The following is a 12,897-nucleotide window of genomic DNA, read 5'->3' as shown; positions in this document are numbered from 1 at the left end:
ACACTGTGCACCTCACCTGGCACGTTGCCTGCAGAGCGGGCCTGGATGGTACCGGGTCCGCCGTGACGACCACGAAAGTTACTCGGAAGTAAACCACGAGCTGGGCCACGTGAACAGCACCACATGGTCACCTTCCGATAGCTGCGCGCGGCCCGGCCCTCTCTACCTGGCTCTCTCACTGTTGACCGTTATGCCCTGTTTTGGACACTACGACGATTCCGGGCAAGGACAGAGCATGGTGACCGGGCTCGGAGACGCGCCCGCGATCTGGGTGAAAGGCGGCCTCGGAACGGATCCGGCCCGGGTGGGACCAGGCCCTCAGGACGGTCGCGGCCGCGACCGGGCCGGCCGCGAGCCCGTCCAACAGGGCCGGGGCGTGCTCGGTCACCAGGAGCCTCAGGCACTGCTGGCCGTCCGGGCGCCCTCGAACTCTTGGCCGAGGCGGCCGATGTGCTGGGCCTGGCGCACCGCCTCGACCCGTAATCGCCCCCGAACCGGGCTACCGCCCCGCCTTCGCGTTGGCTTCGTCGGCCATCTCCACGAGCCGGTCGATCATCTGCTGGTTCATCTCGGGCGAGGGTTGAGGCATCCCCGCGATCGCCGACATGTACAGCCCGTCGCCGGCCCGGAGGATCACCTCCGCCAGCACCGGGTCGGGTACAGCCTCGCGCAGCATCTCCCCCCAGCGCGTGAACGTGCTCTGCACTTTGCGCACCGCTTCCTCGGGCAGGTCGTCGTGGCTACGCAGCGCTGCGATCACCGCCCAGTACAGTTCACGTTCCTCGGTGCTCTGCGGCAGTGACGTGCGCAGGAAGACCCGCACAACGCCTTCGCCCCCCTCCTCGGCCTCGCGGAACTCGTCTTCGGCCATCTCTGTGAGCCGGTCGATGAGCCCGGTCAGCATCGCCACCTTCGACGGAAAGTGGTACAGCAGCCCGCCCTTGGAGACCGAGGCGTGGCGGGCCACCGCCTCCAAGGTGACGGCGGAATAGCCGTCGCTGATCAGGATGTCCTGTAGTGCGTCCAGGATCCGGTCGCGCGTGTTCGAAGCAGTCATCACGATTGACACTATACCGGCCGGACGGTACTGTACCGGCTGGACGGTTCAAGATGGGGAGCTGAATCTGCCCCGTCCCTCCCCCGAGCCCGGCCGAGACGACACCACACCCCCGGGCCGGCCGCCCTCACACCGTGCGGCGGCACGAACACGAATCACACGTAACGAGGAAAGATGAGTTCCGCCATGGCCGGGAACGGCCCCACCGAAACGCGCGGCGGTCAGAACCCGCCCGCGCTCGCGGGCCCCCGCGAATGGGCCGCACTCGCGGTACTGGTCCTACCGGTGATCCTGATCTCGGTCGACATGACCGTTCTGGGCTTCGCCGTGCCCGCTCTGAGCGAGGCACTGGAGCCCTCCGGCGGCCAGTTGCTGTGGATCATCGACATCTACGGCTTCGTGCTCGCCGGCCTGCTGATCACCATGGGCTCCCTCGGCGACCGCATCGGCCGCCGCCGCCTGCTCATGATCGGATCGGCCGCCTTCGGACTGGCCTCGCTGATGGCGGCCCTCTCACCCACACCCGAGGTGCTCATCGCAGCGCGCGCCCTCCTGGGCCTGGCCGGCGCCACCCTGATGCCGTCGACGCTGTCGCTGCTGCGCAACATCTTCCTCGACGCCCGCCAGCGGCTGCTTGCGATCGCGATCTGGGCCTCCGGCTTCTCCGGCGGCGCGGCACTGGGCCCGATCCTCGGCGGGTGGCTGCTGGAGCACTTCTTCTGGGGTTCGGTCTTCCTCATCAACCTGCCGGTGATGGCACTGATCCTGGTGCTCGTCCCACTGCTGGTCACCGAGTCCCGCAACCCGGACGCCGGCCGTATCGACCTGGTGAGCGTGCTCCTGTCGATGGCGGCCATGCTCCCCGTCGTCTACGGCATCAAGAAGCTCGCCACCGACGGCGTGGACGTGCTGCCCTTCGTCTCCCTGGTGTTCGGCCTGNCCGCCCCCCGCCAGCACAGGCTCGACGACCCGCTCATCGACGTGGAGCTGTTCCGCCACCGCGTGTTCAGCATCGCGGTCGTGACGAACCTGATGATCGTCTTCGCGATGGTGGGGTCGCTGTTCTTCCTCACCCAGTACCTGCAGCTCGTGCTGGGCGTCTCGCCGATGCGCGCCGGCCTGGTCCTGCTGCCCGGACTGGTGCTGTCGATCGTGGCCAGCCTGATTGCCGCCCGGGTGGCGCGCAACCTGAGCCTGTCGACGGTGATCGGGCTGGCCCTGCTGGTGACGGCGAGCGGGTTCGCCACGCTCGTGTTCACACCGGTGGAGAACGTGACCCTGGGCGTCGTGCTGATCTCGGTCGGATTCGCGCTCATCGCGACCGGTGCCGGGTTCGCCGAGACCCTCACCAACGGCGCGATCATGTCGACCGCCCCGCCCAAGCGCGCGGGGGCGGCCTCGGCGATCTCCGAGACCGCCTACGAGCTGGGTGGTGCGTTCGGTGTCGCGGTGCTGGGCAGCATCCTGACCGGGTTCTACCGCACCAACCTCGACGGTGTGGAAGGCATCTCGGGGTCCCTGATGGAGACCTCGCGCGAGACCCTGGGCGGCGCGGCCAACGCGGCCGAGTCCGTGGGCGGTTCCGCGGGTGACGCGCTCATGGACGCCGCACAGGCGGCCTTCACCGACGGCATGCACCTGACCTCGGCCATCGCCGCGGCCATCATCGTGACCGCTGCGTGCCAGGCCTGGTTCTCGCTGCGCGGCCAGGGCAACCCGGCCGTGGAGAACCGGGCCCCCGAGCCCGAGCCGGAGGTCGTCAGACACCGCAAGGACGCCACCGAGCCCGCGGAGGCCGGTTCAGAGAAGTAACCGGAAACCGGCACAGAAGGGCCCCGGCCGCGGACAGGCACCGCAGCCGGGGCTCTGTCGTGTACGGGCACAGGGTTCAGGGCACGCGCACGAGCTCCACGGCGTTCCTCCGGCCCTGTGGTCCGGGCGGGATCACCGCGTAGGCATCGGCCAGTGCCGCGCCGCGCAGGCTCCCGGGGCGGTCGTGGCCGACGGGGACCGCACGGCCTTCCTCCACACGCACCGCGACCAGGCGGGTGTCCCGCGGGTGCGAACCCACCTCACCGTCCACCGTGAAGCGCCCCTCCACCCTCGCCGGATCCTGTCGGCCGGCGAGAGCACTGACCAGGGGCGTGAACAGGGTCAGGGCCGCGACCATCGCCGCACCCGGGTTACCGGGCAGGCTCACCACCACCCGGTCCCCGGAGCGCGCGAGCAGCTGCGGGTGTCCCGGGCGGCAGCGCACGCCGTCGACGAGCGTTTCCGCTCCCGCCTCGGCCAGGATCGAGCGCACGTGGTCGGCGGGGCCCTTGGAGGAGGAACCGCACACCACGACCACGTCCGTGTCGCCCCCGGCCATCACCTCGGCCAACTCCGTGCGCTCGTCGCCCAGGTACCGCACGGGTTCGACGTGTGCGCCCGCCCAGGAGGCCACGCCGGGCATGATCGGGCCGATGGCGTCGCGCACACGTCCGTCGCCCGGGAGGCCGCTGCGGGTGATCTCGTCGCCGGTGACCACGATCGTGACCGTCGGGGTGCGCAGCGGCAGGCTCTCGTGTCCGAGGCTCGCGGCGATGCCGAGCGTGGCCGGCCCGACCCGGTGCCCGACAGTGAGAACCGTCTCACCCAGCGCGGTCTCCTCACCGGACCACCGCACGTGGCGCCCGTGTTCGACCTCACCCGTCACACGGCTCCCACCGGAATCGGGGTCGTGTCCGACACGGGCTCGTTCGTAGGGCAGCACGCTCTCGGTGCCCTTGGGCACACGCGCACCGGTCGCGATCTCCACCGCCTCGCCGGGGCCCAGAGCCCGACAGGGGCCGGCCCCGCCGGCGAGGTGGCGTCCCACCAGGCGCCAGGGACCGGGGCCGGCCAGGGCGTAACCGTCCATGGCCGAGGCGTCGTAGGCAGGCAGCCCCACGAGCGCGTGCACGTCGCGTGCGAGCACACCGCCCGCGGCGTGCTCCAGGGGCAGGTCCCGGACCGGCACCGGCAAGGACTCCCCCAGTTCCCGCGCCCGTCTGCGTGCCTGCCCCCAGGACACGTCCGCTTCGTGTTCGCACCCGTCCATGTCGGCCTCCACGTCGCCTCGCCACCGGATCCCCCATTGTCCCCGCCACACGAAGGCGCTGAAGGCACCAGGGCGGAGCGGCTTGTCGGTGCCCGCGCGCAGGGGCCACGACCGCCACTGGAGCACCGTGCGCCCGTCGCACCACGCACCCCGGGGCGGTCCACGCAAGGGGGCGGCCCGCTCCGATTTGCCGTCTCGCCACTTTCCGATAAAGTCTTAACCAGCGGCACGGCGAGGGCCACGGAAACGGGGCCCACACAGACGCCGGGCAGCAGGCGGACGTAGCTCAGCTGGTAGAGCATCACCTTGCCAAGGTGAGGGTCGCGGGTTCGAATCCCGTCGTCCGCTCGGAGGAGACGCGGGGAGCTTCATGCGCCTCACGTGTACTCGGTGGAGTGGCCGAGAGGCGAGGCAGCGGCCTGCAAAGCCGTCTACACGGGTTCGAATCCCGTCTCCACCTCCCATCGGATGGGGCGGTTAGCTCAGTTGGTTAGAGCGCTACCTTGACACGGTAGAGGTCACAGGTTCGAATCCTGTATCGCCCACCACGTTTGACCAGTTCAGGGCATGTTTCGGAGCCATCCGGCACATGCCCTGAGTTGTGTCTGACCGTCGTTCGACCGTGGCACAGGACGTCACCGGGCGGCCCCGACCGTTCAGATCCGGCACTCGGCGACACCTCAGGCTCCGGTCGCGTCAGCCCGTATGAACCGCAACAGGTCGGCAGTCGAGACTCGGTACAGGCCACCGATGCGCACCACGTGCACCGGGAACTCGTCGGCACGGGCGAGTTCGTAGGCCTTGGTCCGACCGATGCCCAACACACGTGCAGCGGTCATCAGGTCCACCGTCGGCGGAAGCTCACGCACCTGTTCCACGGTCAGACCCACGCATCCACCTCCGGAAGCCCGCTCAGCAGAACCCGGCCAGCAGTGGATTTCAAGGGCCACCACACCGCCTTCTCCGGGTGGTGTGCTTCGGGCAGATGGGCCGTGGCGACCGGTGCATGATCAGTGCCCTGCACACGCCGCAGGGCACTCCGTGCGTGCGTTTCGCGTCGGGCCGTGGGGAAGACGAACAGCACCCACGGCATCGGGCCCACCAGGGTTGGTGCGAAGTCGACGTAGCGCTGCATCTTGGCGTGCAACTGACGATGGGTCTCGCTACCGGTGTCCCACTCCAAGAAGAAGGCCACAGACTGGCCGTCGGCGTCCCAGCGACCGAACCCGTCAGCACGCGGGACCGGGATGAGCCCATCACGCGTGTGGAATTCGGCCCAACCATGGGCGCCGGAGGCGTTCAGCCACTCCCCCAGCTCGGCCGTTCCCTCGCTGGCGCGGCCGGCCGCCACCAAGGCCGTGAAGAACCCGTTGGCCCCCACCCTGTGGTCCAAATGTGCGCTCCGTGCGAGGGCAAGCTGACGGTCCCGGCGCACACTCGCGCGATCGGTGTTGCGACCGCCTTCGGCCGCCATGACGTGAGCGCCAGCAGTGTCGAGAACGTAGTGCCACGGCGCTGATCCTCGATCGCGCCGAGGACGGAAACGCGCGACCAGACCGAGACCAGTCAGGATTCGCATGCGTTGGACGGCTCGGCTCTGGCTGTTGAAGGCGACTTGAGCGACCTGCGGAGTGGTCAGCACACGGTGGGTGTGGATGAGCGACAGGATGCGTCGGTCACGGTCGGTCAGATGCGCGGACAGTCGCAGCAGGTGGCCTCCGTCGACGCGGGCGGGAGTCCTCTCGGTAAGAATCTGTACAACCCCTTCTGGGTGGGAAGGTTTTCGGATCCATCACCCGCCGGGGTTGCGCACGCTCTGTACTGGGACAGCAGATGCGCGCGCCCCAGCGGGTCAGAGGAGTCCACGTATGCGCCCACCGATCCGTCGGGGGAACAGCCGGGAGCAATCCGCAAAAACTCCCCTCACCCATCCAGGGCATTGAACTAGCCGAAATCGCTCACCCTTGCGGGCACCGATTTCGCAACCACGGTCTAAGGCCAGGCCATGGGGCCGACATGGGTGTGGCCCATCCCAATAGTCGAGGACGGGCCACAGCCAGCCAGTGGAGGAGCGTCAGCGTCGGTGATCGGGCCCGGATTCGACAGCGACCAGCGCGGCCCACTCCGCAGCGGGGAAGGACAGCAGGGCGTCATTCCGGTTCTGGGTGTCGCGCATCTGGACCCGACTCGGCAGGTGGCGCAGTTCCACGCACTGAGCAGCGTTCTCCGAGTACGAGGACTTGTACCACTCGCTCACAGCAACTCCTCCAGCAGTCGGACCGTGTCATCCACGGGGAAGCAACGACCGATCACGTGCGTCACGATCCTCTCGATTTTGTCAGCTTCCTCGGTCGACTCGTACACGTGGTTGCCGAGGGCGTGATCGGAGGCGGCGACCTTCCTGCCGTCCATCAAGCGGTACACCTGGATGGGCGTTGAGACCGGAAAGATCGGGGTGTGGTCAGGGATCAGGTGGGCCGCCAAGCGTCCCCGACCTATGTGTCGGAGCAACGCTTCGAGCTGGTCGACCCTGACATGGCCGGGAAGACCCTTGAGCGCGGAGAGTGGGAATACCACCGTCACGAAGGGGTCGTTCCTGCCGGTCAACGACTCGTACCGTGCCACCCTCAGTTGCGCCAGCCGCTCGACCTCGTCCGCCGACGCGGTCGGATGACCTGTGCGGAACACGTAACGTGCGTACTCGATCGATTGGACCATCCCGGGAACCAGGTTGGAGACGGTCACACTCGCGATCGAGACGGCCTTGTCCTCCAGAGCCCCGGCCGAGCGCATCCACGGTGGCATCTGGAGCCCTGTCGCGACCGGTTCCCAGGCTCGCGCCAACCGCCCACGGCCGTGCAAGACCTGATCCAGCTCTTCGACCTTCGCACGCTTGGGGGTGACGACACCGTTCTCCCATCGGGACACGGAGGCCGAGGAAGATTCGACCCGGTCAGCGAGTTCACCCTGACTCAAACCGGACAATTCACGGAGCTTGCACAGCAGCGATGTGAAGTCGTTCTCAGGCACACGTCGAGGCTATACACGAGCTTGCACGCGGACCCATTGCTTTCCAGTTAGTTGTTACTGTCTGTGTAAATGCACAGGTCACGTTCAGGGTGAGTCCATGGATGTGATCGAACAGCTACAGCACCTTCAGGACGAACTCAACGCTCGCGGCCTGCACTCCCAGATCGGCGAGAAGCCCCACTGGTTCAGCTTGGACCCCTTGCCCACCCTGACCTGTGGCCCCTACCTCGGGTACGCACAGGTCACTGTCACCGACCACGGTCTCTACCGGTGGTTGGACGGGCGCGGCAACTACAAGACCCACGCCCGTGTGTTCGCCTCACTCGTGGTCGACGACCTCATCCGCACCCGTGCGGGCACACAGACCCCGCCCGAACTGCCCGAGTGGCGCAAAGAAGCAGAACGCCACGCGCCCCCGCCCCTACCGCGTCGAAGCCAACACCGGCGAGGAAACGACCACCCCTGACCGCCCTCCGCGCAGCTGGGCCCCGACCGCACTGGTCGGGGCCCAGCTGCGTACGCATACCCCTCTACCCGCCCCGAGCACGGCCACGGATGGAGTCCAGCGCGGTCAATGCGGTCTCGTCGGCCTCGGGCAGGGTGTGCAGGTAGCGGGCCGTGGTCGCGATGTCGGAGTGGCCCAACCGTTCCTTGACCACTTGCAGGTCTGCTCCCCCGGCCAACAGCCACGAAGCATGCGCATGCCGTAGATCGTGGAAGCGCACCCGCTGTCCCACTTCGGCGCGGGACAGCGCAGGCCGCCAGACTTGTCGGCGGAACCAGTCGGCCGGGATGTGGCCGTCGGTGTCACGTGTGCGCGGATGGCGTGGTTCGTCCTTGCCCTTGGCACGCCGTTGCGCGCGGTAGTGGGCGTAGGCGCCCTTGCAGTGCTCGCACTTGCACTTGCCCGCCGAGTAGCCGCTGAGCGTGCCGTGCTTGTACTGGCGCCCGTGCGCGTTCGGTTCGGTCAGGCCCAGGGCGTCGGGGTCGGGCACTGGCCGCAGGCGCTTCTCGGGAGACGGCCCCTCTTCGGCGGCAAACAGCAGATCTTGCGGCTTCAGTGCGTACGCGGTGATGTGGTCGGCGAGCCTGCGTACCAGGGGTGGGCTGAGCTTGAAGCGCCGGTATTCGCGGTCCTTGGGGTAATCCTTGACGTGGAACCTTCCGCCCGTGGGGTGGAAGCGGGGGTTGACCTCGACCACCGCACGGCTGACCGTGAGCACGCTCGAACGGGGATCCAGGTCGTGCGTACGCAGCTCGGAGAGTTCGCCCCAGCGCAGGCCGCTTTCGATGGCGGTTTCCACCAGCAGGCGCATGCGTGCGTCGGGCAGGGCCCAGTACAAGGTGTCGAACTGCTCCGGGGTGATGATCGTGCGCGGCTTGGTCGCCACGGGCGGGGTCTTGACCCCCTTGCAGGGGTGCACGAAGGTCACTTGGTCGTTCAGTGCAGTGGTGAAGACGGCGCTGAGGATGGCCTTGTTGGCGTTGATGGTGCCCGCCGATACACCCTCGTCGCGCAGGCGGGCCACCCAGGCACGTACGTGTTCGGGCAGGATGTCCACCATCCTCATCGGGCCGAACTCCGGGAGGATGTATTTGCGCAGCGAGTACGTGTAGCGCTGGCGTGTGCTGGCCTCCATCTGGTGGTGGGGAAGCCAAGTCTCTTCCACGTAGCGGGCGAAGGTCATGCGCCCGCGTGCGGGGTCACCGACCCTGCCTTCGGCCAACTGCGTCTCGGCCCGTTGCCACGCCTTGTCGGCGTCCTTCTTGTTGGGGAACGTGCCCGCCGACCGTTCCCGGCCCTTCAGGTCCTTGTAGTAGGCGGTGTAGCGCACCCGGCCGTTGCGTCCGGCCCTCTTGCGGGAGAAACCCACGTCGTTCACCTCGGGGGGTTGACCGTGATCTGACCGTGGACCGTGCGTCATCGGGCGGTAGTCGCCGACCCTGCACGGCATTCCGATTCCCTAATCTAGCTGGGATTTTACCCAGCAGACAGGGAACGGTCGAGGTCGAGTTGAACGCGAGAAGGGTTTTTGACACGGTAGAGGTCACAGGTTCGAATCCTGTATCGCCCACCAGCATCACTGCAGGTCAGAGGGTTCCTCTGGTGTGCAGGTCCTGGATGGTCACCCAGCAATGGGAGATATCTGGGAGATCATCTTCGAAGCGGGCTCCTGCGGGAGCCCGCTTTTCGTGTGCCCATGGTAGTGCTCTTCCAGGCTCGGGGCCATGGAGAACAGGCGCTCTCGCTCGACCGGGGTGAGGTCAGCCACGCTCTGCGCCCACAGGGATTCGAGCACGCTGAGTACACGCTCCTCCATCTGGGGGGTGACGTGTTCGTAGACCCGGGCCATCCCGGGGACCCGATGGCCCAGCCGGGCCGCTCGGGCCACCTCCGGGATGCCCTCCGCTGCCAACTGCGTACGCAACGAGTGCCGACCGGCCTCGTTGAACGTCACCCCCGGCAGCAGAGGACGCCGCATCCACACCACCTCGTGTGTGGGCGCCCCGTCCCAGGCCGGCCGCCAGAAGCGCCCCGAAAGTTGCTGCGCCGCAGAACCCCGCCCTGCGGACCGGTGAACACGTGCTCGCCTTCGCAGGAGTCGATCAGCTCAGAGCGTGTGCAGAAAAGCGGGCAGTTGAACCCACCGCTTCCCGGCCGGGGTCTTGGTCCGCTTCCTGCGGTGCAGGTGCCCTCCGGCCTCGGTCAGCGGTGTGCGCACGGCGATCGCTCGGCGGAGTTCGTCGTAGTCGTGCGGGCCCAGCCCGACTTGTTCTGACCATCGAGCCCCGGTGTAGAAGTTCAGCAACGTCAGCACGAACCCGGCGTGGCCGAAGGACTTCCCCAGGCGCATCGCCGCTCGCAATGTTTGCACCGGGGTCGCGACTTGGTGTTGGGGCTCGTACTCGCCGCTGGTGATGCGGACCCCTCGGGCGGGGTTCGCAGGGATCTTGCGGGACTTGGCCGCGGCCTCCATGACCTTGGAGAAGGAGGCGAAGACCGAGGCAACCGAGGGCTCGCTCAGGTCCTCGTGCAGGTCCTTCACCCACTGTTCGATCTCCAGGTAACTGGTCAGGATCGCGCCCAGAGACCAGTGTTGCCACTGCGGCAGCAGGTGCTGGTCGAGGTGGGAGCGGTACTTGGCCCGGGTCGTCGCACTCACGCGCACCGCCTCAAAGACCTCTTCAGCGAAGGGGCCGAACCGTTCCTTGGCATGCTCGGGGTCGATCCATGTCGACGACGCGTGAAAACTGACCAGGTGACGTCGCGTGAAATCTGACCACCCCGGTTGATCATCGGAGGGGTGATCACTGTGGAGGACTGGGCCGAGATCCGCCGTTTGCGCAGATCAGAACACATGCCGATCCAGGCCATCGCCCGGCACCTGGGCATCGCCCGCAACACCGTCAAACGCGCTCTGGCCAGCGAGAACCCGCCCAAATACGAGCGGGCTGAGGGTGAGCTGTTGCCGCTCGGCCCCCAAACGGCTGTCCCGGGCGCCAGCATCGTGGTTCAACAGCAGGTGGAAGCACCGTTGTACGGGGTGGCCTTCTACGGTGCGAGGCATCTGTCGGTCGAGGCCTCCTTCGCCCCTGACGGGATCACCTCCGGCACCAAACCGACCGTGCGTGCTGGAGCGACCGGCCGCCACATCACGGCGCGTTGGGAGCAGGGCATGCTGCCGAACCTGGCGCTGGTTCGCAGGCTCGGATCTCTCTGTTCACAGTTGAGCGAGCACTTCGGCTTCGAGGTGGATGTGGAGTGGGCGTGGACCGGGGCGACCGTGGTCGTACTCCAGGTCCGACCGGTCACACGGCCCCTGGCGGGGTGGGCAGCATGAGCGCTCAGGGCAAGGGTGACGCTGTCGCGACACTCCGGCGCCACGGGCTGCTCCGAGTACCGGTCCACGTTTTCGACGAAGCGCGCAGAGCCTGGGCCGGGGAACTGGATCGGCTCTTGGGTGAAGACACGAGGTTGGTCGCCCGGGGGGCATCCACCGACGAAGAGCGCAACCTGCCCCGCCTGCTCGGAGCCACCCCCCGGTGAGGTTCACGGATGGGCTCGTCGGCTACCCGCGCACCTGTCGTTGGTGGTCCAGCCTTACGAATACGTCAGGTTCTCCGTGGAGCTGGCCGTCTACGCCGATAGGACGGTCGCCGAGCTCGTTCCCGGGATCTGGGAGTTGGACAATCGGATCACCCCCGTGGTCCTGCATCTCTACCCCGAGTACTCCGCGCTCGATGCGCCCGAGAGCGGGCTGCAGCCGGCCCGCTTCCACTGTCCCACCACCGGCCACCACGAGCAGTCGGCACGTGTGGACGACTGGCAGCTGGCCACCGTGGCCCAATGGGTCGGCGAGTACAGAGATGGGCTCGATGCGCTCTTCCAACAGCACGGTGGGCCGTTCGGTATGAAGCTGCAGTACTCCTCCCGGTACGGGCTCAGCCCGCAGAACCTGCGCAGCACGGTTCCTGCACTCTCGGCGTGGGACGCACCCACCGAAGCACCACCCTTGAACACCATCGTTTCCACCGCGGTCGACATCCCACCCGGCCCGCTCTTGCTGGACGTCTCCGTCGCCCGCGAAGAACACCAACGCCTGTCCGAGTTCGTTGAGCGCCTGACGCGGGCGGGCACCCAGGAGGTCTACCTGGCTTCAGGGCTGCTGTCCCACTTGGCCATCAACCTGCGTGAGGCCGGGCTGACGGTGCGAGGTGCCCATGGGTGAGTTCTGGACCCTGGAAGGCATCGACGGCGCCGGCAAGAGCCACCTGCTCACCCAGTTGGCCGACCGGCACCCGAACGCAACCGTCGTGTGCAAGGACGCCCGCCCCCGGAGTGGTTCTCCGTGGGCGGAGGAGCGCCTGACGACGATGCACCGACTCACCTGGAGCTACGACCACGCCGAACCCGTGTGGACCTATCCGAGCCGCTACTGGGTGCACACCTTGGCGGCTTGGTACGAACTCTTCCACGCCACGCATGTCGCCCCCGCACTCGCTCAGAACCGGACGGTGATCGTCGACGGGTGGCACTTCAAGCATCTGGCCCGGATGAAGCTCTCTGGTGACGCGGCCCTGGCGTCCTTGGCCGAGCGGGTCTTCTCCTCCCTTGCGCAGCCGGACCGGGTGCTCTGGCTCCCCACTCCGGCAGGGGTCGCTGCGCGCCGGAGAAAGGGCAGCTCGAAACCGTCCGAGCACGGGGCCTTCCTCACCGGCCAGGCCACCACCCGCCCGGAGGCGTTCACCGACTACCAGAGCTGCACGGCCCAACTCATGGACGAACTGCTGCATGTGCACAGCGCTCCTGTACACACCCTGGCCGCCGATGACCTCACCGCAGAACTGGTGGACCTGCTGTCCGAGGAGCCGCGCCCATGACCGCGACCACGCGTCCGGCCGTCGCACCGTCCGAACACACCATGGGTGAACGGCTGGCCGACTACGTNCCGCCCGCCCCCCCGCCACTGGCGGCAGGGCGTGGGTCTACCCGAACCTCACGCAAGTCGGCAGCGTCCTGCACTGCGTCGCCCCGCCCGGACACGACTACATCCACCACTACGCCGAGCTACTGCGCAGCGCCTGTCTGATCGCCGGCCTTCCCGAGGAACACGTGGACGTGGAGCTGCCGACCGAGGGCCACGGACGCGCGTTCGTCGACCACTGGCTCCCCACGGACCTGCCCACCGCCGACCTGGTCGTCCTTGGGTATGTCGAAGCCCTGTGG

13 protein-coding genes, 3 tRNA genes and 1 pseudogene are annotated in these 12,897 nt (G+C 67.7%); 8 read left to right on the top strand and 9 right to left on the bottom strand.

Annotated elements, in window-relative coordinates; all coding sequences use genetic code 11:
• Positions 1–499: 499 nt before the first annotated feature.
• Complete coding sequence (locus D474_RS0118840; protein WP_017615068.1) at positions 500–1,057, bottom strand: TetR/AcrR family transcriptional regulator; 558 nt, start codon at positions 1,055–1,057, stop codon at positions 500–502.
• 174 nt (positions 1,058–1,231) lie between these two features.
• On the opposite strand from D474_RS0118840, the gene D474_RS29310 reads away from it, so the two are divergent.
• Entirely contained in the window at positions 1,232–2,869 is a 1,638-nt protein-coding gene (locus tag D474_RS29310) for an MFS transporter (RefSeq protein WP_017615067.1), read from the top strand.
• Positions 2,870–2,945: 76 nt separating this feature from the next.
• Here the strand turns inward: D474_RS29310 and D474_RS0118830 are convergent, their stop codons facing one another.
• A complete protein-coding gene (locus D474_RS0118830; RefSeq protein WP_026118618.1) occupies positions 2,946–4,139 on the bottom strand; it encodes a molybdopterin molybdotransferase MoeA in 1,194 nt (397 codons plus the stop codon).
• Positions 4,140–4,414: 275 nt separating this feature from the next.
• On the opposite strand from D474_RS0118830, the gene D474_RS0118825 reads away from it, so the two are divergent.
• From D474_RS0118825 to D474_RS0118815, 3 genes are all read left to right on the top strand, one after another.
• A tRNA-Gly gene (locus D474_RS0118825) sits at positions 4,415–4,487 on the top strand.
• Positions 4,488–4,528: 41 nt separating this feature from the next.
• Positions 4,529–4,599: transfer RNA gene (locus D474_RS0118820), tRNA-Cys, on the top strand.
• 11 nt (positions 4,600–4,610) lie between these two features.
• A tRNA-Val gene (locus tag D474_RS0118815) sits at positions 4,611–4,687 on the top strand.
• Positions 4,688–4,819: 132 nt separating this feature from the next.
• Here the strand turns inward: D474_RS0118815 and D474_RS0118810 are convergent.
• From D474_RS0118810 to D474_RS0118795, 4 genes are all read right to left on the bottom strand, one after another.
• Positions 4,820–5,029 (bottom strand): helix-turn-helix domain-containing protein, encoded by a 210-nt coding sequence (locus D474_RS0118810; RefSeq protein ID WP_017615065.1) that lies wholly within the window; start codon positions 5,027–5,029, stop codon positions 4,820–4,822.
• Positions 5,020–5,796 carry a replication-relaxation family protein gene (locus D474_RS0118805; RefSeq protein WP_083931876.1) on the bottom strand — a complete coding sequence of 259 codons (777 nt, stop codon included), beginning with the start codon at positions 5,794–5,796 and terminating at the stop codon, positions 5,020–5,022. The genes D474_RS0118810 and D474_RS0118805 overlap by 10 nt, the downstream gene beginning before the upstream one ends.
• Positions 5,797–6,213: 417 nt before the next feature.
• On the bottom strand, positions 6,214–6,396 hold the full coding sequence (locus D474_RS0118800) for a DUF397 domain-containing protein (RefSeq protein WP_017615063.1): 183 nt from the start codon (positions 6,394–6,396) through the stop codon (positions 6,214–6,216).
• Entirely contained in the window at positions 6,393–7,169 is a 777-nt protein-coding gene (locus D474_RS0118795) for a helix-turn-helix domain-containing protein (protein WP_017615062.1), read from the bottom strand. Before D474_RS0118795 ends, D474_RS0118800 begins: the two co-directional genes overlap by 4 nt.
• Positions 7,170–7,266: 97 nt before the next feature.
• On the opposite strand from D474_RS0118795, the gene D474_RS0118790 reads away from it, so the two are divergent.
• Positions 7,267–7,635 (top strand): hypothetical protein, encoded by a 369-nt coding sequence (locus D474_RS0118790; protein WP_017615061.1) that lies wholly within the window; start codon positions 7,267–7,269, stop codon positions 7,633–7,635.
• 64 nt (positions 7,636–7,699) lie between these two features.
• Here D474_RS0118790 and D474_RS0118785 read toward each other — a convergent pair whose 3' ends face one another.
• From D474_RS0118785 to D474_RS0118775, 3 genes are all read right to left on the bottom strand, one after another.
• Positions 7,700–9,043, bottom strand: a complete 1,344-nt coding sequence (locus D474_RS0118785; protein WP_026118617.1) for a tyrosine-type recombinase/integrase — start codon at positions 9,041–9,043, stop codon at positions 7,700–7,702.
• Between the two features lie 252 nt (positions 9,044–9,295).
• Entirely contained in the window at positions 9,296–9,652 is a 357-nt protein-coding gene (locus D474_RS29305) for a hypothetical protein (protein ID WP_239647116.1), read from the bottom strand.
• Positions 9,653–9,781: 129 nt separating this feature from the next.
• Complete coding sequence (locus tag D474_RS0118775) at positions 9,782–10,333, bottom strand: site-specific integrase (RefSeq protein ID WP_040703943.1); 552 nt, start codon at positions 10,331–10,333, stop codon at positions 9,782–9,784.
• Positions 10,334–10,474: 141 nt separating this feature from the next.
• Here D474_RS0118775 and D474_RS29300 point away from each other — a divergent pair.
• From D474_RS29300 to D474_RS0118755, 3 genes and pseudogenes are all read left to right on the top strand, one after another.
• A pseudogene (locus D474_RS29300) lies at positions 10,475–10,624 on the top strand (helix-turn-helix domain-containing protein); the annotation flags it as partial.
• 636 nt (positions 10,625–11,260) lie between these two features.
• Positions 11,261–11,899 (top strand): hypothetical protein, encoded by a 639-nt coding sequence (locus D474_RS0118760; protein ID WP_017615057.1) that lies wholly within the window; start codon positions 11,261–11,263, stop codon positions 11,897–11,899.
• Positions 11,892–12,551 carry an AAA family ATPase gene (locus D474_RS0118755; protein WP_017615056.1) on the top strand — a complete coding sequence of 220 codons (660 nt, stop codon included), beginning with the start codon at positions 11,892–11,894 and terminating at the stop codon, positions 12,549–12,551. Before D474_RS0118760 ends, D474_RS0118755 begins: the two co-directional genes overlap by 8 nt.
• Positions 12,552–12,897 lie beyond the last annotated feature (346 nt).

The sequence above is a fragment of the Nocardiopsis salina YIM 90010 genome, assembly GCF_000341025.1.
Taxonomy (GTDB): Bacteria; Actinomycetota; Actinomycetes; order Streptosporangiales; family Streptosporangiaceae; genus Nocardiopsis; species Nocardiopsis salina.
Note: the sequence above shows the minus strand (reverse complement) of the source record. Positions and strands in the feature narration are given on the sequence as shown.

Coding starts and splice junctions, on each gene's coding strand:
- D474_RS0118840 (WP_017615068.1), bottom strand. CDS start 1,057: ATGACTGCTTCGAACACGCGCGACCGGATCCTGGACGCACTACAGGAC.
- D474_RS0118830 (WP_026118618.1), bottom strand. CDS start 4,139: ATGGACGGGTGCGAACACGAAGCGGACGTGTCCTGGGGGCAGGCACGC.
- D474_RS0118790 (WP_017615061.1), top strand. CDS start 7,267: ATGGATGTGATCGAACAGCTACAGCACCTTCAGGACGAACTCAACGCT.
- D474_RS0118755 (WP_017615056.1), top strand. CDS start 11,892: ATGGGTGAGTTCTGGACCCTGGAAGGCATCGACGGCGCCGGCAAGAGC.
- D474_RS29305 (WP_239647116.1), bottom strand. CDS start 9,652: ATGCGGCGTCCTCTGCTGCCGGGGGTGACGTTCAACGAGGCCGGTCGG.